Genomic DNA, 18,764 nt, shown 5'->3' on the forward strand with positions numbered 1-18,764 from the left:
GCAGGTGCATCGACTGCGTTCACCGGTATGCGCTTCTCCGCACCGAAGTTTCTCTTCCGATACACGGCGTCAGCCAGAGTGAGCGAATGATTCGACCGTCGGCGATCCGACCGCATAGTTTTTCGGCATCAAAATTTACCCATAAACTGCGCCTCCAGCCAGCGTTTGCAATGCAATTTTTCATCCAATTTGCGAAACTCACCTGTGATAGGTTCGAATGATGTAGCGTCCCCTCCGATGTTTTCATCAATGAATTTTTTGATGAGCTTGCCACGTTCGCTTGGCGATAACATGTCCACTGCGTCACGTGCTGCTGTTCGCCTCTTTCGGTCGATTTCGCTGATGTCATAGCTGTCCAGCCGCTGGCGCGTTTCTTCGACCATATTCTTGGCGCTTGAGCGTGACAATATTTTTTCGACGACTGATGGCAATGGCTTTGCACCCTCGTTTTCAAGTTGTGATACGGCGTTGCAAACAGCCTCCTCGCCATATTTTTCTAATATAGTATTGGCAAGTTTCTGGTCGAGATCGTTCCAGCAATGTACGCCAGCGATCTTGGCCCTTGGTTGTCGCTTCTTGCTACTGTTCTCATGCTTGGCTGATGAGCCTGATGGCGCAGTTCTACTTTTTTTAATCTGTATACTCTCTGTACTAGAAAGCGAAATTTCGCTTTCCAGAGTGCCAGATTCACCGTTGCTGAATGTGATTTCCGACGCTTCTGAACGTTGGAAATTGCGCTCTTCATCGGCCCACTTGGACACGATTTCAGCTAACAGATCCAGATTGACCAGGTAATCGAGTCGACCTCCATTGCGCGAACGCCGCTCCTGAAGCACTCCAAGTTTTTTCGCTGCTTTTCGGGCTTTCTCTTGGTGTGACCGAGTCAGGCCCGTTTCATACTCAAAGCTTTGGTCGATTTCCCATTGGGGTGAAATCATCTGATTATTATCATCCCTATCTGCGAGAATTTTTTTGAACCACCAGCAGCCGCTCCCGGCTTTCCTTTGGGTGTATTCAGCTTGACACAGCCATGCTGCCGTGGTCGTCCCGAGCTTTCGCGCGTAGAGAGAATTGAGTGCTATGACTAGGCGAGATGGACCGTGAGAGGCCGCATGTTTTTGATAATTACCTGATGACATTAGCGCCCCTCATCAAAGAAAAGCTCAGACTGGTTCGATGTCGCGTACTGCTCACGAATTTGCTGCAGAATTTGTCGTACTCGCCGCGGGGTGACGCCAAGGGCCCGTGCAAGATCCGCAGTCGACTTTCCGCTCACAAAACTGGCGATCGACAAAGCCTTAGAAATTTTGGATTGATCTGAAGGCGGCGGGAAGTAGTCGTCGTCGTCGTCGTACACTGCTGGCGCCACCAGATTGGCGATGACGCTGTGTGTACTTTCACCAATATGTTCGTTGCTGTCTATGGAAACAGCAAACGTGTGTGCGCCCAGCTGACGGAGCATTCTTTTCTCCAACTGGCCAAATACGAACTGGCACAAGGTACCTTTGGCTGGGTCGAATGCCTTAGCTTTTTCCAGGATTATTTCGCGTCCTTCCTGGATGATGTCGTCCGGTTCCACGCCGTATTTTGCGGCCTTGATTTTGACTTGGGCCGCGTGTTCCCATGGGAATGAAGTAGCAAGTTGCGCTATTTCGTTGGTGCTAAAAAACATGCCATCCTCCTTGATCCGATATGCATACAGGTATGAGTAAAATATAACCACGGTTGTGTGCGAATAGACGAGGAAGTGCTCTCATCCGCCCGGTCGCACCCGGGTATTGCATTGCATGCGGATCGACGAGATGGCCCTATTCGTGAAGCTGTTCACGAAAGGTTCAGGCAGGCGCAGAAGAGTTGAGGAGGGTGTGGGAGAGAATAGGAATTGCCCAAAATGGTGATGTTGGGTATGGCCCAGTGTAAGGAGAGGACAGGCGCATAAGTTCCTGCCCGAGCTGACGTTGGCACTACGTTGCAGATGGTCGAGCAAGGTGACAATCGTGAATATTACGAAACGTCAGGCGTACACACGAGAAGATTCAGGGATACGGCAATTGCGGATGTGCTAGGAGTTGCTGATATTGAGCGCGTTCTGCCGAGCAATCGCCAAGCGTTTGCTGGAAAACGCGTCAGAAGTTGCCGATTTTGTGAACTGCTTTGTTGCTTACTTTTGACAGGGAATTGCATTTACAATAATGCCGCATGGCGACAGTTAAATCTTAACACTCCAATTTCTCTGTGGCAACGTCCTTTTTATCGCAGCGTCTGCAGGAGGCAGAGACGGGTATTAATGCCTCAAGCTAATGGCTGAAAACTTGTTGACAGGTAATATGTGTTGCTTCATGATGCTGATTCGCTCTGCGGAATGGCCAGGGATTTACTTCCTGAAACTGAAATATCTACCTCAACACACAATGCCCGCTATGGTGGGAATTGCTCTTCAAGTAACGCCAGTTTGAATGGCGTACCATTTCTATTTCGTCCCTTGACTGACCAACGAACTGCTTTCTACCTCGGTCCAGCAGAACAATGAGCGACGCATAGCAGACGCCATCGACGTTTCACAAGCGGATCATCGCCTCCAGAACCCGGCAAGCCTGTTTTTCTCATCCTGACTCTTCTCCTCATCAGCTTTAACTGGTCGTGTGTCGATCCAACACATGAGCCAAGCCATTGGCCGGACGATGTTTGACGTCCCCATCTCTGAATATGAAAAACCGGTGTTGCGCCACCAATGACCTGTCTTTTTTGCAGGTAGCGCGACGCGGGAGACCGCATGGCAGTTGCGCCCGGCGCCTGAAGCCGGGTGGGGGACAAGCGCCGAAAGGTGCTTGCGTATTGACTGCGCGTCAGGGGCGACGTCGATACGGAACAGTATTCTTGGGCTGGGGCCGTGCCCCGGCGTTGTCGGACATGTGCCGGACAATGTGGCGCTGACCATTGAGGTTGGCCTGTTGTTCGGCGCACAAATTTCGAGGCGATGGATGGATCAGCAACAACCGCGAGCAGTACAGCACCAGATGGCAGGCTCTCAATCTTGGCAGGGCTTCACGCCGCTTGACCTGGAACGGCGGACACATGTCGATACCGCATGTGCTGCTTACCACTTGGGCAGAAAACCGCAGACATTGCGGGTATGGGCGTCCGCCGAAAATGGGCCTCTGAGGCCGGTTCGTGTGAACGGCCGCTTGGCCTGGCCGGTAGAGGCTATCCGGCGCGTTCTTGGTTTTTGAGAGAAGGGTGCCGCACCTGTGCATGGTGCGGCAGGCCGCTGGTTAGTCCGGCTTGATTGATCAAGCCGGGTTACACAGGGGTTACATGGCGTCCAGAAAGCAAAAAGCCCAATCCTGAGGATTGGGCTAAGTGCTTGAATTTATTGGTGCCGACTGCCGGTTTCGAACTGGCCACCTGATGATTACAAATCAACTGCTCTACCAAATGAGCTAAGTCGGCAAAAACTGTGCGTTGCGAATTATACGCTATTTAATGCGTGTGAGGGTCGGGCGGCCGCCTTTTTTTGGTGGCTCGTCGTCGCCGGGTGGCGTGTCGCGTGTTTCGCTCGGTCCGGTGTTGCCGGTCGGGACCGATGACAGGGTCGGGCCGGTTGCCGTCGGGGCGGGTGGTGGCGGGGCGTCGCTTGATGCTGGGCTGTCGGTCGGCTGGCCTTGCGGGTCGTCGTTGCCGAGGACTGGTTCGAATGCCATGCCTTGGCCGTTTTCGTTGGCGTAGATGGCCATTACGTTGTCGACCGGGACGTAGATTTCACGCGAAACGCCGCCGAAGCGGGCGTGGAAGCGCACGGCGTCGTTGTCCATTTTCAGGGCGCTGGTGGCGCCGAAGCTGATGTTCAGGACGATTTCGCCTTTTTTCACGTATTCCATCGGTACCGTGGTGCGCGAATCGACTTTGACCGCGAGGTAGGGCGTGTAGCCGCTGTCGGTGCACCACTCGTAGATGGCGCGCAGCATATAAGGTTTGGTTGAGATTTCAGACATGATAGGCACTGTGAGGCGAGAGCGCCGCCATTGCTGCAAGGCGGGCGCACCGGTGATTCAATGAAACAGAGCGATGAGATAAATCTCAAGATGCCCCAGAAAGCGTAGCGAGCAAGCCCGATATCGGCTTGAGTAACGCAGCCGTACTTTAGTACGGCGAGTAACGCCAAGTCGAGAGCGGGCTGCGCAGTAGCTTTATGGGGATATCTTAACGGCGCATGACTTTCTCGGAAGGCGTCAGCGCTTCGATATAGGCAGGACGCGAGAAGATGCGTTCGGCGTATTTCATCAGCGGCGCGGCCGTTTTCGACAGTTCGATGCCGTAGTGGTCCAGGCGCCACAGCAGCGGCGCGACAGCCACGTCGAGCATCGAGAATTCGTCGCCCAGCATGTACTTGTTTTTCAGGAACAGCGGCGCCAGCGTCGTCAGGCGGTCGCGAATTTCCGCGCGCGCCTTGTCGTGGCTCTTGTCGTTGCTCTTGGCGCGTTCGCTTTCCAGCACGTGGACGTGGACGAACAGTTCTTTTTCAAAGTTGAACAGCATCAGGCGCGCGCGGGCGCGCATCAGCGGATCGGCCGGCATCAGTTGCGGATGCGGGAAGCGCTCATCGATATACTCGTTGATGATGTTCGACTCATACAGAATCAGTTCGCGCTCGACCAGGATCGGCACCTGGCCGTACGGGTTCATCGTGGAAATGTCTTCCGGCTTGTTGAACAGGTCGACGTCGCGCACTTCGAAGTCCATGCCTTTTTCAAACAGGACCAGGCGGCAGCGTTGCGAAAATGGGCAGGTTGTACCCGAATAGAGAACCATCATTTTTTATAGTTCCTTAGAAACAAAGGGGGTGAAGCCGCGAACGGCTCACCCCAAGGTCGCTTGTCCACTCATGCGGACAACGCTAGAAACAGGCATTAACCGGCTTGAAGCCGGTGCCTCGCTTTATTTGACTTCCTTCCAGAACGACGCATTCAGGCGCCATGCCAGCAGAGCAAAAGCCGACAGGAACAGCAGTACCCAAACGCCCAGGCGCTTGCGTGTCTGCTGTGCCGGTTCGGCCATCCACTCCATGTAGCCGACCAGGTCGGCCACCGCAGTGTCATACTCGATCTTGTTCAACGTGCCTGGCTTGACTTGTTCGAAGCCGACAAATTTGTGGATTTTCTTGCCCGCTTCGTGCGGATCATTCTCTTCCACGAACTTGGCAGTCTGGATACCTTGCAACTCCCATAACACATGCGGCATGGCAACATTTGGCACGACCATATTGTTCCAGCCGGTCGGCCGCGTGTCGTCTTTATAGAACGTACGCAGGTAAGTATACAGGTAGTCGCCGCCTGTGCCAGCGGAAGATGATTTTGCGCGCGAAATTACCGACAAATCCGGTGGAACCACGCCGAAAAAGGCCTTGGCATCCTTCGGCGCCAGCGCGGTGGTCATCAAGTCGCCCACTTTATCACCTGAGAACAACAGATTCTTCTTGATCTGCTCTTCCGTCAGGCCCAGGTCCTTCAGGCGGTTGTAGCGCATGGACGCGGCGGCATGGCAATTGAGGCAATAATTGACGAACAGTTTGGCGCCATGCTGCAGCGCCGCCATATTGGTCTGGCGGTCAGGCGCTTTTTCCAGTGGAAAGCCGCCTTCGTTGGCGAAGGCCATGGCCGGCACGAACGCCAAGATGGCGAGCAGTTTTTTTGCAATCTTCATTTGATGTATGTCCTTTGAGCGTGGCGTGGGATCGGCTTAGTGCGGGTGAAACGTCACACGCGACGGCACGGTCTTGAACTTGCCCATTGCACTCCACCATGGCATCAACAGGAAAAAGCTGAAGTAAATCAGGGTGCACACTTGCGACACGATGGTCTTGGCGTCGGTCGGTGCCTGGGTACCGAGGTAGCCGAGGATCAGGAACGACAGGCCGAAAATCGCATACACAATCTTGTGCCAGTTCGGACGGTAGCGGATCGACTTCACCGGCGAATGATCGAGCCATGGCAGGAAGGCCAGGATCACCACCGAGCCGCCGAAGAACACCACGCCCCAGAATTTCGCGTCGAGTACCTGTGGCAGCATGCCGACGATGGCCAGCAGGGCGATCACGGCGATCGCCGTCTTGGCCTTGATCGACAGGCGCGACTTGAGCCAGATAAACACCACGTAGGCGGCGACGGCGCCCATCAGCACGTACATGAAGTCGGCCGTGGTGGCGCGCAGCACCGAGTAGAACGGTGTGAAGTACCAGGTTGGCGCGATGTGCAGCGGGGTTTTCAGCGAGTCGCCCGGCAGGAAGTTGTTGTATTCCAGGAAGTAGCCGCCCATTTCCGGCGCAAAAAACACTACCGCGCTGAAAATCACCAGGAAAATCGACACGCCGAACAGATCGTGCACGGTGTAGTACGGGTGCGATGGAATCGAATCGAGCGGATGGCCGTCGGCGCCCAGGGTTTCCTTCACTTCAATGCCGTCCGGATTGCTGGAACCGACTTCGTGCAGGGCGATCAAATGCGCTGCAACCAGGCCCAGCAGGACCAGCGGGATGGCGATCACATGGAAGGCGAAGAAGCGGTTCAGGGTCGCGTCGGACACCACATAGTCGCCGCGTATCCACAGCGACAGGTCAGGGCCGATAAAGGGAATCGCACCGAACAGGTTGACGATCACCTGGGCGCCCCAGTACGACATCTGGCCCCATGGCAGCAGGTAGCCGAAGAACGCTTCGGCCATCAGGCACAGGAAGATGGCGAAACCGAACAGCCAGATCAGTTCGCGTGGCTTGCGGTAGGAGCCGTACATCAAGCCGCGCGTCATGTGCAGGTAGACGATGATGAAGAAGGCCGAGGCGCCGGTCGAGTGCATATAACGCACCAGCCAGCCCCACGGCACTTCGCGCATGATGTATTCGACCGAATTGAAGGCCAGCGCCGCGTCCGGCTTGTAGTGCATGGTCAGGAAGATGCCGGTGACGATCTGCAGCACCAGCACCAGCATTGCCAGCGAGCCGAAGATGTACCAGAAGTTGAAGTTTTTCGGGGCGTAGTATTTGCCCCACTGGTCGTTCCACAGCTTGGTCAGGGGAAAGCGGTCATCGACCCAGCCCAGTGCTTTTTCGGCGGCCGGGGCATCGGCCGGAAATTTGGTTTCTTTGAAAGCAGCCATGATCAAGCCTCGCCTTTCTCGTCTTTACCAATGACCAGTTTGGTGTCGCTCAGGTACATATGGCGCGGCACTTGCAGGTTGTCCGGCGCCGGCTTGTTCTTGTACACGCGGCCGGCCATGTCGAAGGTTGAGCCGTGGCAAGGACACAAAAAGCCGCCTTCCCAGTCATCTGGCAGCGATGGTTGTGGGCCGGGGGTAAATTTCGAGGAAGGGGAGCAGCCGAGGTGGGTACAGATACCGACGGCGACGAGGATCTCAGGCTTGATGGAACGCGCTTCGTTCATGCAGTAGGACGGCGTGAATTCGGCGGGATTGCGTTGCGAATTGGCATCGGCGACCTTGCCGTCGGTTTTCTTCAGCGACGCGATCATTTCCGGCGTGCGCTTGAGGATCCAGACCGGCTTGCCGCGCCATTCGACGGTGCGCATTTCGCCGGGCTGCAAGGTGGCGATATCCACTTCGACCGGCGCGCCCGCCGCTTTCGCTCGCTCCGACGGCTGGAAGGTGCTTACCAAGGCTCCTGCGGTTGCCAACCCGACTACACTGCCCGCCGCGCACGTGGCGACGAGCAAGCCTCGGCGGCCTGAATCGACCTGCTTTTCGTTACTCATGCAAACCCCAATCAGTCAAAATGCGAATCTTTATTATGAATGGCAGCCGCGAAACATCCGTCGCCGAAGCGCTTTCCCACTGTTTGCCAGGCGCCGTCTCTTTGTACGCTCTTTGGACGACAACGTGGCAATATCCCTGCGGAACTTCGGTCAAATGGCGCAGCCCCTGCCATTTTCTTGTTAATCGCCAGAGGGCAAAAAAGCCCCCGCTGGCAACCGCAAATTATAAGTGAAGCAAACTGCGAATAAAACCAAAACGTTGCCCGTACCATAATTTATATACTTTTGCAGGCAGTGGCTAGTTCTTTCGAACTAGAAAGCTTTAGCCCGGCAACAATGCTGCAAGCGCACATGCAAAATCTCGGTGCAAACGAAATCAATAGTATGATCGTCATGTTTTTATAGACATTCCGAAGGGGAAAAAGATGGCGATGATGAAAGAATTTAAAGAATTTGCGATGAAGGGCAATGTCGTCGACCTGGCAGTCGGTGTGATCATCGGCGGCGCTTTCGGCAAGATCGTCGATTCATTGGTGCAAGACGTTATCATGCCCCCGATCGGCCGCATTTTTGGTGGTCTCGATTTCGCCAATTACTACCTGCCCCTGAATGGCCAGGCCACCAGCATGACCCTGGTGGAAGCCAAGAAAGCGGGCGCCGTGCTGGCCTACGGTAACTTCCTGACCATTTTGCTCAACTTCATTATTCTTGCCTTTATCATTTTCCAGATGGTACGGCTGATGAACAAGGCACGCCGCGCCAATACGCCGCCGCCGGCGCCGGCCGCGCCACCGGTCACGCCGGAAGACATCATGTTGCTGCGCGAGATACGCGACGCGCTCAAAGGCACACCAAAAAACAACGATCTGGCACAATAAACCGTTCCGGCACTGGGCCGGCTGACCTGGGTGGAGTTTTATGCGACGTTTCTGGTTGTTGTTTGCGCAAACCGTGACCATCGCGCTGGCACTGTATTTTGTTTATGGTGCCTTGCGCCCGGCCAGCCGGCTCCAGCAACTGGGTTCGCCCGCCACGCCGATTCCCGTGGTGGAGACGGCCTCGAGCAGCCTGGCGCCCGGATCCTTCCGCGATGCGGCGGCGCGCGCCATGCCGGCGGTGGTCAATATCCTGACTACCCAGGCGCCCAAGCGCGGCGCGCATCCCTTGATGCGCGATCCCTTCTTCAAGCGCTTTTTCGGCGAGCGCACGCCCGACATGGACGACGAAGGCGGCGGCCTGAAAAACAGCCTGGGCTCGGGCGTGATCGTCAGCCACGAAGGCTATATCCTGACCAATAACCATGTGGTCGAAGGTGCCGACGAAATCGAAGTCGTGCTGACCGACGGTCGCAAGGCGCCGGCGCAGGTAGTGGGGCTGGACCCGGAAACGGACCTGGCCGTGATCAAGGTCAAGCTCGACAAATTGCCCGTGATCGTGCTGGGACAGTCGGAGCAGGCGCGCGTGGGCGATGCTGTGCTGGCGATCGGCAACCCATTCGGCGTGGGCCAGACGGTGACCATGGGCATTATTTCCGCCCTGGGCCGCAACAACCTGCATATCAACAGCTTTGAAAACTTTATCCAGACCGATGCGGCCATCAACTTCGGCAATTCGGGCGGGGCCCTGGTCGATACGCGCGGCAATTTGATCGGCATCAATACGGCCATCTATTCGCAAAGCGGCGGCTCGGTCGGTATCGGCTTTGCCATTCCCGTCTCCACCACCAAGACGGTGATGGAAGCGATCATCAAGAACGGCCATGTAGTGCGCGGCTGGATCGGCGTGGAAACCCAGGACATCACCAAAGAGCTGGCCGAAAGCTTCGGCCTGCAGCGTTCAACCGGCGCCATTATCGCCGGCGTGGTGCGCGGCGGCCCGGCCGACAAGGCCGGCATCAAGCCGGGCGATATTTTGCTGGCGGTCAATGGCAAGCCAGTCGGCGACACCACCGAAATGCTGAACCTGATCGCCCAGCTGCCGCCTGGCGAAACAGCTAAAATGACGGTACTGCGCAAGAACCGCGAGGCGGCGCTCGACGTGGTGGTGGGCAAGCGCCCCATCCCCAAGGATCTCAACAAATAGCCGCGAATCGGAAACCGACACATGCATGTGCGTGATTTGACCCAATTTTTACGTGAACTGAGCGAAAACAACAACCGTCCCTGGTTTGTCATGAACAAGCCGCGCTACGACATCCTGCGCGAGGAATTCCTGGCGCTGGTGACCAGCCTGATCGGCGAGCTGGGCAAGTTCGACCCGGCCGTGAAATTCTGCAATCCCAAGAAAGCCATGTTCCGCATCAACCGCGACGTGCGCTTTGCGCATGACAAGAGCCCGTATAAAACGCGCTTTTCGGCGGCGATTGCACCGAACGACATGCGCCGCCCCAGCAAGGCCGGCGGCCCCACTTACTATGTGCAGATCGATGGTCATGGCAATATGCTGTTTGGCGCCGGCGAATACATGCCGCCGCCGGGCCGGCTCAAGGCGTTGCGCGAGCATATGGTCAACGACGCGCCAGGGTTTTCCAAAGTGCTCAAGAATAAGCGCCTGAAGGCCCGCTTCGGCACCATTCAGGACGAGGGCAAGCTGCAGCGTCCACCCAAAGGTTTTTCGCCGGATGCCGAACATATCGAATTCATCAAGCTGAAAAGCTTTTTTGTCTGGACCGAGTTGCCGTTGCCACTGAACGAGCCGGAAAAACTGCTGCCGCTGATGGCCGAAGGCTTGAAGGATGCGTTTCCACTGGTCGAATGGATGCGCGGCGCCAAGGAAGAAGCCGAGGAAGCGGCGGACTAACTGAACAGGAGCACAGGATGGCATTGAACCATGCAACTTCAGGGCAAATAATCGATGTGCAGGGGGCCAGTGGCGAGAACCTGACGCAGTTTTCCGCCATCGCGCTGGCCAGGACGGACGAACTGGAGCTGATTCGCATGTGCATGCCCAAGGGCAAGACCATGCCCGAACATCATGTGCCGGGCGAAGTCACCTTGCTGTGCCTGCAAGGCCAGGTTGCGCTCGATGCCCACGGCGGTGTACAGCTGCTGGGGCCGGGCCAGATGGTGTACCTGAGCGGCGGCCAGGCCCATGCGCTGGAAGCGCGCGAAGATAGTCTGGTGTTGCTGACTATCTTGCTGGCCAGGACCGGCCGCTAAGCTTGTTTATACCCGGTTCGCTTCGTCGCGCGGATCGCGCGCCAGCAGTTGCTGCACCATTTCCTGCGGCAAGTCGCCGTCGAACAGCACGCCGGCCACCGCGTTGGTAATCGGCATTTCCACCTGCATGCGCTGCGCCAGTTCGCGCACGGCCCTGGCGCAGGGCACGCCCTCGGCCACATGGCCCAGCTCGGCCACGATGGTGGCCAGTTGCTTGCCTTGCGCCAGGCCAAGGCCGACGCGGCGGTTGCGCGATAAATCGCCAGTACAGGTGAGTATCAGGTCGCCCATGCCGGTCAGGCCCATGAAAGTTTCGGTCCGGCCACCCAGGGCCGTACCCAGCCGCGTAATTTCGGCCAGGCCACGCGTGATCAGTGCGGCGCGCGCATTCAAGCCCAGGCCCAGGCCGTCGGCCACGCCGGTGGCGATCGCCAGCACGTTTTTTACGGCGCCGCCCACTTCGACACCCACCAGGTCATCGCTGCCATACACGCGGAAATTGCCGCCATGCAAGGCCGACACCACGCAGGCGCGCAGCTCGGTGTCGTGCGAGGCGATGGTCAGCGCGCACGGCAGGCCGCGCGCCACTTCCTGTGCAAACGAGGGGCCGGACAGGGCGCCACCGGCGACCGCATTGCCCAGGATCTCCTGGAAGATCTGGTGCGGCAACAGGCCGGTACCGTTCTCGAATCCTTTGCATAGCCACACCAGGTTGGGTATATTCTGGTGTTTCAGTTGCAGCAGCAGCGGACGCAGGCCGGCCACCGGGCAGGCGGCGATCAGCAGCGCATGTTCGCCGCTGGCGTGCTGGAGTGCGGCGTCGAAATCGGCGCTGACCGTCAATTGCGCAGGCAGTGCAAAACCGGGCAAATAAGGGTTTTCACCACTGGCGGCCATGGCTGCCATGGCGTCGGCGTTGCGACCCCACAGCATCACATCGTGGCGGACGGCCAGCGCCATCGCTACCGCCGTGCCCCAGGCGCCGGCGCCGAGGATGGTGATGCGGCGGCGTGCAACGACGGCATTGCTGTCTTGAACTGTCATGTGCTTAAAAACCCCACACTTCGCTGGTCTTGACGTAGCCGACCTGGCCATCCTTGTGGCGCACCTTGATCCAGCCGCCTCCGGGCTGTTCCATCATTTCCAGCAGCACGCCCTTGTCGAGCAGCAGTACCGGCGAGGAGGTTTCGTCAGGGCTGGCGCGTACCTTCAGGTTGGCGGCGCGCGCCACCAGGTTGCGTTTGGCGGACAAGCCCTTGGCTTCGGTCCAGGCCATTTCGCCGCTGGCGTCGCGGACCTTGACCCATTCGCCATAGCTGAGCACGACTTCGAGCGGCATGCCGCGCGGCGCCACGTACAACTTGCCGCCCTTGGCGGACGGCGCGTCATACAGGATCACGGGGGCTGCGCCCACTGTCTTGAAGTCGACGGCGTGGCTGGCGGCACTGGCCAGCAACAGCAGGGCGCCCGGCAACCAACGCAATTTGCTCATGACCGTATTTTTCAACATGATGTTTTGTGAACCTTGAATGAAACACGGCGGCCGAAATAACCGAGCCGCCGTGCCGGGCCAACCCAGGACGGGGTGGCGAAGTGGAGCAAAACTTAATTGATGGTTTCGTTAGGTGCAGCAGCAGTGGCTTCAGCGATGGCTTGCTGACGTTGCTGGTAGAACACTTCGAAGTTGATCTCGGCCAGGTGCACTGGCGGGAAGCCGGCACGGGTGATCACGTCGGCGATGTTGGCGCGCAGGTAAGGGTAGATAATGTTCGGGCAGCCGATTCCCAGCAGCGGATCGAGTTGATCGGCAGGGATGTTGCGTGCTTCGAAGATGCCAGCTTGCTTGCCTTCAACCAGGAAAGCGACTTTTTCGCCAACCTTGGCCGTCACGGTGATCGTCACGGTGGCTTCAAAGATGCCGTCGGCCAGAGGCTCGGCGCCCACGTCCAGAGCGACTTCGATGGCCGGTGCTTCTTGTTCCAGGAAGATGGCTGGGGAATTCGGTTGTTCCAGCGACATGTCTTTCAGGTAGACGCGTTGGATTTGGAAGACTGGTTGCAGATTTTCGTCAGACATGGAACGCTTTCGTTGTAATGGACAAGAACGGCACACCGTTCAGATAGGGTGCGTACAAATACGGTGCTTGCGGCAAACCGCGCCGGATAGGCGCAACTTGCAGGGGTGCGAGAGCAATTGTATCAAAACAATACGGCCAAAAACCAAGCAATTTCTCGACCCCGCTTTATATCAGGTTGCCATGCCATTTAACAAGGGGTCCAGCTTGCCGGCTTGATCCAGCGCATACAGGTCATCGAAACCGCCTACATGGGTGTCGCCGACATAAATTTGCGGCACCGTGCGGCGGCCCGTGCGTTCCATCATCTTGATGCGCTCGGCAGGATCGAGATCGACGCGCACTTTTTGCACGGTCACGCCTTTGGCCTCGAGCAGGCGCTCGGCGCGGACGCAATACGGGCACACGGCGGTGCTATACACGGTTACGGGGACGGACATGGGGTTCTCCTTGTATGAGTGCTCAGTGGCAAAGTGGCCGGCCTTATTTGGCCAGCGACGGTTTGACCAGTGACGGTTTGGCCAGCGAAGGCGTTTTCAACGGCAAGCCTTGCTTGCTCCATTCGTCGATGCCGCCTTCCAGGCTGGTCGCTTCGGTATAACCAGCCTTGGTCAGCGCCGCAACTGCGGTTGCAGAGCGCGATCCTTTCTGGCAAACCACTACAATGGGGCGTGTTTTGAATTTTTCCAGCTCGCCCATGCGTTTTGCCAGTTCTGCCACTGGAATATTTTTCGCGTCAGGCAGATGACCCTTGGCGAATTCGTCCGCCGTGCGTACGTCGAGCACGATGGTCTTGCCACGGTTGATCAACTGCGTCACTTCGAGTACGGTAGCGCGTTTGCCGCGCATCGACAGCATTGGCCAGAGCAGGGCGCCGCCCGACAGGATGACGATGGCAAGCAGAAAAATATGGTCGATAATGAATTTCACGAAGAGTCCAATGGTTTAAGGTTATGCGCGCATTATAAAATAGAAGCCGGAACAGTTCTTTTTTTACCTTTGCTTTTTTGATTGAACCCTTTTAGAAGATAGAACCATGTACAAAATCGTTTTCATGCGTCACGGCGAGTCCACCTGGAACCTCGATAACCGCTTCACCGGCTGGACCGACGTCGATCTGACAGCCAAGGGCATCAACGAAGCCAAGGCTGCCGGCCAGATCCTGAAAGAAGAAGGTTTTACTTTCGACGTGGCCTACACTTCGGTGCTCAAGCGCGCCATCCGTACGCTATGGCTGGCGCTGGACGAAATGGACATGATGTATCTGCCGGTAAAGAACGACTGGCGTTTGAACGAGCGCCACTACGGCGCCCTGCAGGGCCTGGACAAGGCGGAAACGGCTGCCAAGTATGGCGACGAGCAGGTGCTGGTCTGGCGCCGCAGCTACGACACGCCGCCGCCGGCCCTGGAAGAAAGCGATGACCGTGCCTCGTTCAACGACCCGCGCTATGCCGGCTTGGCGAAAGCGTCGATCCCGCTGACCGAATGCCTGAAAGACACCGTGGCGCGCGTGATGCCGGCCTGGGATGAAGAAATTGCACCAGCCATTCGCGCCGGCAAGAAGATCATTATCTCGGCCCACGGCAACAGCCTGCGCGCCCTGATCAAAATGCTCGACGGCATCAGCGACAGCGATATCGTCGGCCTGAACATCCCGAACGGCCAGCCGCTGGTGTATGAACTGGACGCCGACCTGAAACCGATCCGCCATTACTACCTGGGCGATCCGGCAGCAATTGCGGCGGCCCAGGCCGCCGTGGCGAACCAAGGGAAGGCCAAGTAACTTTGCAGTCTTTCTTCCGTGGCACAGTGATCGCCCCCTCTGCTGAACGTCCCCAGCCGGCCTGGCGTGCCGGCGCCGTGTTGTGCCTGGCGCTGCTGCTGTCTTGCGGCGCTGCGCATGCCGCCAGACCCACCGAACGCAGCAAGCAGAAGGCGGCTGCGGAATTGCAGCGCGCCGGCCTGCAGCAAAAGCTGACGGCCTTGAAACGCGACATCAGCCAGACCGAAAGTGCCAAGGACGACGCGGCCGATACCCTGGCCGAGTCGGAAGAGGCGATCTCCAACGCCAACCGCGCCCTGCGCGATCTGGCGCAGGAGCAGAACCAGACCAGCGTCAAGCTCACCGCGCTGGGCAAGGAACACCGCGAGCTGACGGCGACGGTGGAAAAACAAAAAGCACAATTGTCGAAATTGCTGCGCGAACAATATGTCGCCGGCAATGAAGACCGCATGAAGTTGCTGCTGTCGGGCGACAATCCGAACCGCATCAACCGCGACCTGCAACTGATGGCCTATGTGTCGCAGGCGCAGGCGCGCCTGCTCGAATCGTTGCGCGCGAACCTGCTGGCGGTGGAGAAAAACCAGGCCGACGTGCAGAACGCCAAGGATGAGCTGGAAGAAATCGCCCAGGAAGAGCGCGACCAGAAAGTCGTGCTGGAACAGGAAAAGACACGCCGCGCCGCGCTGCTGGCCAATCTGTCGCAGCGCCTGGTGGCCAAGCGCAAGGAAGCGGGCAGTGTCGCGCGCGACGAGCAGCGCATGGGCGACCTGGTCGACAAGCTGGCCAAGCTGATCGAAGAGCAGGCGGCTGCGGCCGCCGCTGAAAAGAAACGCCAGCAATTGCTGGCCGAACAACGCGCTGCCGAGAAAGCAGCGGCTGCCGCCAAGGCCGCCGAAGAAAAACGTGAGCGCTTGCTCGCCGCGCGCGCCAGGGTGGAAGCCCAGGCGCAAGCACGGGCCCTGGCCGAACGCGAACGCCTGGCGCGGGAGCAGCAGAGCAAATCGGGCAAGATCAAACCGCAGACCCCGGTGCCAGTACCTGTGCCGGTCCCGGTCCCGGTCCCGGCGCCGCCCGTGAAACTCGATCCGATCGACAAGGACGAGCCGCCACAGATAGCCAAGGTCGAACCGAAGCCGGAACCCAAGCCCGAACCGGCCCCGGTTCCGGCTCCCGAGCCGGCCCGTCCGACCCTGGCACCCGCACCGCCGGCCGGCGCCTTTGCCAGCCTGAAAGGGCAGTTGCGTCCACCCGTGGCCGGCCGGATCGCAGCCCGCTTTGGCAGCAAGCGCGGTGATGGCCCTAGCTGGAAGGGCGTGTTCATCAAGACCGGCGAGGGCAGCGACGTGCATGCCGTGGCCGCCGGCCGCGTGGTGTTTTCCGACTGGATGCGCGGCTTCGGCAATTTGATCATCGTTGACCATGGCGGCCAGTACATGAGCATTTATGGCAATAACCAGTCATTGCTGAAACGTGCCGGTGACAGCGTCAAGAGCGGCGACGCGATTGCCAGCGCGGGCAACAGCGGCGGCAACGAAGAATCGGGGCTATACTTTGAGTTGCGCTATCAGGGCCGTGCCTTCGATCCCGCCACCTGGGTCAGGTTTTAAGTAACAACGTACTTGCAGATTGCGAAACACACATGGGCATTAAAGTAAAAAGTATCGGCTTGATCGGCGTGGGCCTGCTGGCCGGCATCGGCGCCACGCTGCAGTTCCCGGCCATTGCCCAGAAGGCTGGCGCACCGCTGCCGCTCGACGAGCTGCGCCAGCTGTCCGACGTGTTTGGCCTGATCAAGACCGATTACGTTGAAAAAGTGGAAGACAAGAAGCTGCTGTCCGAAGCGATCGCCGGCATGGTGTCGTCGCTGGACCCGCACTCGGTCTACCTCGACAAGAACGCCTTCAAGGAAATGCGTGAAAGCGTGCAGGGCAAGTTTGTCGGCATCGGCATCGAAGTGAGCATGGAAGACGGCTACGTGAAAGTGGTCTCGCCGATCGAGGACAGCCCCGCCGCCAAGGCCGGTATCGAGGCCGGCGACGTGATCACCCGGCTTGACAACGTGCCGCTCAAGGGCCTGCAGCTCGACGAAGTCATCAAGCGCATGCGCGGCCAGCCGAACAGCAAGCTGGTGCTGACCGTCTCGCGCAAGGGCGACAGCAAGCCGCTGGTGTTTCCCATCGTGCGCGAGGAAATCCGCGTGCAGAGCGTCAAGGCCAAAATGGTCGCGCCCGGCTACGCCTGGCTGCGCATCGCCCAGTTCCAGGAGCCGACCGTCGACGACATGGTCAGCAAGATCAACGCCCTGTATGCGCAGGATCCCAAGCTCAAGGGCCTGGTGCTGGACTTGCGCAACGACCCGGGTGGCGTAGTGCCGGGCGCGATCGGCGTTTCGGCTGCTTTCTTGCCCAGCAATTCCGTGATCGTGTCGACCAGCGGCCAGTTGCCGGAATCGAAACAGGTATTTTATGGCCGCCGCGAGTTCTATGCGCCCCCAAATGAAAAGACCGACCCGCTGGCCAGGCTGCCGGCCGCGCTGAAAACCGTGCCGCTGGTGGTGCTGGTGAACGCCGGTTCGGCCTCGGCCTCGGAAATCGTCGCCGGCGCGCTGCAGGATTACAAGCGCGCCACCGTGATCGGCACGCAAACTTTCGGCAAAGGTTCGGTGCAGACCTTGCGCCAGCTGACCGCTGACACCGCCGTCAAGCTGACCACGGCGCGCTACTACACGCCGAAAGGACGCACCATCCAGGCGCGTGGCATCGTGCCGGACATCCTGGTCGATGAAACGGCCGATGGTGACGGCTGGAACAGCCTGCGCGTGCGCGAAGCAGACCTGGAAAAACACCTGAACAGCGACGATGGCAAACCGGAAGCAGCCGCGCCCACCATGGGCGCCGTGCAAAGCCAGCTGGAAGAAGAGCAGCGCTTGATCGCCACGGCGAAAAAACGCAAGCCGCTGGAATACGGCGGCAAGGACGATTTTCAATTGCAGCAGGCGCTGAACCACTTCCAGGGCTTGCCGGTGCAATTATCCAAGGCCGGCGCCAAGGCAGACGCCAAGGTGGTCAAGATCAGCGACAAGCCCGAGATCAAGTCCGATATCAAGGCGGAAGACAAGAAGATCCCCGTCCAGAAACCGTGAACGACAACCAGCTGCTGCGCTACTCGCGCCATATCCTGTTGGATGCGATCGGCATCGAAGGCCAGCAGGCCTTGCTTGACGCGCGGGTGCTGGTGATCGGCGCGGGCGGCCTCGGTTCGCCGGCCGCCATGTACCTGGCGGCGTCGGGCGTTGGCCAGCTCACGCTGGTCGACGACGACACGGTCGATCTGACCAATCTGCAGCGCCAGATCGCCCATACCACGCAGCGCGTGGGCCAGCCGAAAACCGCTTCGGCGCGCAGCACGCTGGTGGATATCAATCCCGACATCGACGTCATTGCCTTGCAGGAGCGCGTCGATGATGCCCGCCTGGCCGGGCTGGTAGCGGCCAGCAGCGTGGTGCTCGACTGCACCGACAATTTCGCCACCCGCCACGCCGTCAACCGCGCCTGCGTGGCGCACAAGGTGCCGCTGGTGTCGGGCGCCGTGATCCGCTTCGACGGCCAGGTCAGCGTGTTCGATCCGCGCAGCGGCAGCCAGCCGTGCTATTCCTGCCTGTTCCCGCAGGACCAGCAATTCACCGAAGAAGCCTGCTCCACCATGGGCGTGTTCGCGCCGCTGGTGGGCGTGGTCGGCAGCATGCAGGCGGCCGAAGCGCTCAAACTAATCATGGGCATCGGCGAGTCGCTGGCCGGGCGGCTGCTGCTGCTCGACGGCCTGCACATGGAATGGAGCAGCATGCGCGTGGCGCGTGACCCGGCCTGCCTGGTCTGTGGTGATAAAGCAGCCCAATGCGCCTTGTCAGTCTGAGCACACGGGGATAAATTTTCGTAAATTCTCCCTATATGACAGGCTTTGTCATATTTCGGCTTTATACTCTGCATTCC

At 58.6% G+C, this 18,764-nt stretch carries 20 protein-coding genes and 1 tRNA gene; 8 read left to right on the plus strand and 13 right to left on the minus strand.

All coding sequences use genetic code 11. The features are described 5' to 3' along the window. Window positions 1–128: 128 nt before the first annotated feature. From ACQ4WM_RS08960 to petA, 8 genes are all read right to left on the minus strand, one after another. Entirely contained in the window at window positions 129–1,139 is a 1,011-nt protein-coding gene (locus tag ACQ4WM_RS08960) for a hypothetical protein (protein ID WP_436546359.1), read from the minus strand. Next, on the minus strand, window positions 1,139–1,672 hold the full coding sequence (locus ACQ4WM_RS08965) for a sigma-70 RNA polymerase sigma factor region 4 domain-containing protein (RefSeq protein ID WP_436546360.1): 534 nt from the start codon (window positions 1,670–1,672) through the stop codon (window positions 1,139–1,141). The genes ACQ4WM_RS08960 and ACQ4WM_RS08965 overlap by 1 nt, the downstream gene beginning before the upstream one ends. Window positions 1,673–3,374: 1,702 nt before the next feature. Further along, window positions 3,375–3,450, minus strand: a tRNA-Thr gene (locus ACQ4WM_RS08970). A 26-nt stretch (window positions 3,451–3,476) separates the two neighbouring features. Beyond that, window positions 3,477–3,992: a ClpXP protease specificity-enhancing factor gene (locus tag ACQ4WM_RS08975; protein WP_436546361.1), complete on the minus strand. Its 516-nt coding sequence runs from the start codon at window positions 3,990–3,992 to the stop codon at window positions 3,477–3,479. 208 nt (window positions 3,993–4,200) lie between these two features. Then, complete coding sequence (locus ACQ4WM_RS08980) at window positions 4,201–4,812, minus strand: glutathione S-transferase N-terminal domain-containing protein (RefSeq protein WP_008443913.1); 612 nt, start codon at window positions 4,810–4,812, stop codon at window positions 4,201–4,203. A gap of 123 nt (window positions 4,813–4,935) precedes the next feature. Beyond that, entirely contained in the window at window positions 4,936–5,700 is a 765-nt protein-coding gene (locus ACQ4WM_RS08985; protein ID WP_436546362.1) for a cytochrome c1, read from the minus strand. Between the two features lie 36 nt (window positions 5,701–5,736). Further along, the gene (locus ACQ4WM_RS08990) at window positions 5,737–7,149 is read right to left on the minus strand and encodes a cytochrome b (RefSeq protein WP_436546363.1); all 1,413 of its coding nucleotides are present in this window, start codon (window positions 7,147–7,149) and stop codon (window positions 5,737–5,739) included. Window positions 7,150–7,151: 2 nt separating this feature from the next. Further along, window positions 7,152–7,760 (minus strand): ubiquinol-cytochrome c reductase iron-sulfur subunit, encoded by a 609-nt coding sequence (gene petA, locus ACQ4WM_RS08995; protein ID WP_308923431.1) that lies wholly within the window; start codon window positions 7,758–7,760, stop codon window positions 7,152–7,154. Between the two features lie 425 nt (window positions 7,761–8,185). Between petA and mscL the strand changes: the two genes are divergently transcribed. From mscL to ACQ4WM_RS09015, 4 genes are read left to right on the plus strand one after another with little or no spacing between them, the layout of a single operon-like run. Next, complete coding sequence (gene mscL / locus ACQ4WM_RS09000; protein ID WP_436546364.1) at window positions 8,186–8,638, plus strand: large conductance mechanosensitive channel protein MscL; 453 nt, start codon at window positions 8,186–8,188, stop codon at window positions 8,636–8,638. Between the two features lie 40 nt (window positions 8,639–8,678). After that, window positions 8,679–9,842 (plus strand): Do family serine endopeptidase, encoded by a 1,164-nt coding sequence (locus ACQ4WM_RS09005; RefSeq protein WP_436546365.1) that lies wholly within the window; start codon window positions 8,679–8,681, stop codon window positions 9,840–9,842. Between the two features lie 21 nt (window positions 9,843–9,863). Further along, on the plus strand, window positions 9,864–10,559 hold the full coding sequence (locus ACQ4WM_RS09010; protein ID WP_436546366.1) for a DUF2461 domain-containing protein: 696 nt from the start codon (window positions 9,864–9,866) through the stop codon (window positions 10,557–10,559). Between the two features lie 17 nt (window positions 10,560–10,576). Then, window positions 10,577–10,918 (plus strand): cupin domain-containing protein, encoded by a 342-nt coding sequence (locus tag ACQ4WM_RS09015; RefSeq protein ID WP_436546367.1) that lies wholly within the window; start codon window positions 10,577–10,579, stop codon window positions 10,916–10,918. A 6-nt stretch (window positions 10,919–10,924) separates the two neighbouring features. On the opposite strand, the gene ACQ4WM_RS09020 is transcribed toward ACQ4WM_RS09015, so the two are convergent. The 5 genes from ACQ4WM_RS09020 to ACQ4WM_RS09040 form a co-directional block, all read right to left on the minus strand. Beyond that, window positions 10,925–11,962, minus strand: a complete 1,038-nt coding sequence (locus tag ACQ4WM_RS09020; RefSeq protein ID WP_436546368.1) for an NAD(P)H-dependent glycerol-3-phosphate dehydrogenase — start codon at window positions 11,960–11,962, stop codon at window positions 10,925–10,927. A gap of 4 nt (window positions 11,963–11,966) precedes the next feature. Further along, window positions 11,967–12,410: an SH3 domain-containing protein gene (locus ACQ4WM_RS09025; RefSeq protein WP_436546369.1), complete on the minus strand. Its 444-nt coding sequence runs from the start codon at window positions 12,408–12,410 to the stop codon at window positions 11,967–11,969. A gap of 113 nt (window positions 12,411–12,523) precedes the next feature. Next, window positions 12,524–12,994: a protein-export chaperone SecB gene (gene secB, locus ACQ4WM_RS09030; protein WP_436546370.1), complete on the minus strand. Its 471-nt coding sequence runs from the start codon at window positions 12,992–12,994 to the stop codon at window positions 12,524–12,526. A gap of 171 nt (window positions 12,995–13,165) precedes the next feature. Next, on the minus strand, window positions 13,166–13,432 hold the full coding sequence (grxC, locus tag ACQ4WM_RS09035; RefSeq protein ID WP_436546371.1) for a glutaredoxin 3: 267 nt from the start codon (window positions 13,430–13,432) through the stop codon (window positions 13,166–13,168). A 43-nt stretch (window positions 13,433–13,475) separates the two neighbouring features. Then, window positions 13,476–13,922 carry a rhodanese-like domain-containing protein gene (locus ACQ4WM_RS09040; RefSeq protein ID WP_436546372.1) on the minus strand — a complete coding sequence of 149 codons (447 nt, stop codon included), beginning with the start codon at window positions 13,920–13,922 and terminating at the stop codon, window positions 13,476–13,478. A 106-nt stretch (window positions 13,923–14,028) separates the two neighbouring features. Between ACQ4WM_RS09040 and gpmA the strand changes: the two genes are divergently transcribed. The 4 genes from gpmA to ACQ4WM_RS09060 all read left to right on the plus strand — a co-directional run bounded on the left by gpmA (window position 14,029) and on the right by ACQ4WM_RS09060 (window position 18,687). Next, the gene (gpmA, locus tag ACQ4WM_RS09045; RefSeq protein WP_436546373.1) at window positions 14,029–14,775 is read left to right on the plus strand and encodes a 2,3-diphosphoglycerate-dependent phosphoglycerate mutase; all 747 of its coding nucleotides are present in this window, start codon (window positions 14,029–14,031) and stop codon (window positions 14,773–14,775) included. A gap of 77 nt (window positions 14,776–14,852) precedes the next feature. Next, on the plus strand, window positions 14,853–16,382 hold the full coding sequence (locus ACQ4WM_RS09050; protein ID WP_436546668.1) for a murein hydrolase activator EnvC family protein: 1,530 nt from the start codon (window positions 14,853–14,855) through the stop codon (window positions 16,380–16,382). Between the two features lie 32 nt (window positions 16,383–16,414). Next, window positions 16,415–17,917 carry a S41 family peptidase gene (locus ACQ4WM_RS09055; protein ID WP_436546374.1) on the plus strand — a complete coding sequence of 501 codons (1,503 nt, stop codon included), beginning with the start codon at window positions 16,415–16,417 and terminating at the stop codon, window positions 17,915–17,917. Then, window positions 17,914–18,687 carry a HesA/MoeB/ThiF family protein gene (locus ACQ4WM_RS09060; RefSeq protein ID WP_436546375.1) on the plus strand — a complete coding sequence of 258 codons (774 nt, stop codon included), beginning with the start codon at window positions 17,914–17,916 and terminating at the stop codon, window positions 18,685–18,687. Before ACQ4WM_RS09055 ends, ACQ4WM_RS09060 begins: the two co-directional genes overlap by 4 nt. The last annotated feature ends 77 nt before the right edge of the window (window positions 18,688–18,764 follow it).

This window comes from Janthinobacterium longum (genome assembly GCF_051380735.1).
Taxonomy (GTDB): Bacteria; Pseudomonadota; Gammaproteobacteria; order Burkholderiales; family Burkholderiaceae_D; genus Janthinobacterium.

Coding starts and splice junctions, on each gene's coding strand:
- ACQ4WM_RS08960 (WP_436546359.1), bottom strand. CDS start 1,139: ATGTCATCAGGTAATTATCAAAAACATGCGGCCTCTCACGGTCCATCT.
- ACQ4WM_RS08965 (WP_436546360.1), bottom strand. CDS start 1,672: ATGTTTTTTAGCACCAACGAAATAGCGCAACTTGCTACTTCATTCCCA.
- ACQ4WM_RS08975 (WP_436546361.1), bottom strand. CDS start 3,992: ATGTCTGAAATCTCAACCAAACCTTATATGCTGCGCGCCATCTACGAG.
- ACQ4WM_RS08980 (WP_008443913.1), bottom strand. CDS start 4,812: ATGATGGTTCTCTATTCGGGTACAACCTGCCCATTTTCGCAACGCTGC.
- ACQ4WM_RS08985 (WP_436546362.1), bottom strand. CDS start 5,700: ATGAAGATTGCAAAAAAACTGCTCGCCATCTTGGCGTTCGTGCCGGCC.
- ACQ4WM_RS08990 (WP_436546363.1), bottom strand. CDS start 7,149: ATGGCTGCTTTCAAAGAAACCAAATTTCCGGCCGATGCCCCGGCCGCC.
- petA (WP_308923431.1), bottom strand. CDS start 7,760: ATGAGTAACGAAAAGCAGGTCGATTCAGGCCGCCGAGGCTTGCTCGTC.
- mscL (WP_436546364.1), top strand. CDS start 8,186: ATGGCGATGATGAAAGAATTTAAAGAATTTGCGATGAAGGGCAATGTC.
- ACQ4WM_RS09005 (WP_436546365.1), top strand. CDS start 8,679: ATGCGACGTTTCTGGTTGTTGTTTGCGCAAACCGTGACCATCGCGCTG.
- ACQ4WM_RS09010 (WP_436546366.1), top strand. CDS start 9,864: ATGCATGTGCGTGATTTGACCCAATTTTTACGTGAACTGAGCGAAAAC.
- ACQ4WM_RS09015 (WP_436546367.1), top strand. CDS start 10,577: ATGGCATTGAACCATGCAACTTCAGGGCAAATAATCGATGTGCAGGGG.
- ACQ4WM_RS09020 (WP_436546368.1), bottom strand. CDS start 11,962: ATGACAGTTCAAGACAGCAATGCCGTCGTTGCACGCCGCCGCATCACC.
- ACQ4WM_RS09025 (WP_436546369.1), bottom strand. CDS start 12,410: ATGAGCAAATTGCGTTGGTTGCCGGGCGCCCTGCTGTTGCTGGCCAGT.
- secB (WP_436546370.1), bottom strand. CDS start 12,994: ATGTCTGACGAAAATCTGCAACCAGTCTTCCAAATCCAACGCGTCTAC.
- grxC (WP_436546371.1), bottom strand. CDS start 13,432: ATGTCCGTCCCCGTAACCGTGTATAGCACCGCCGTGTGCCCGTATTGC.
- gpmA (WP_436546373.1), top strand. CDS start 14,029: ATGTACAAAATCGTTTTCATGCGTCACGGCGAGTCCACCTGGAACCTC.
- ACQ4WM_RS09055 (WP_436546374.1), top strand. CDS start 16,415: ATGGGCATTAAAGTAAAAAGTATCGGCTTGATCGGCGTGGGCCTGCTG.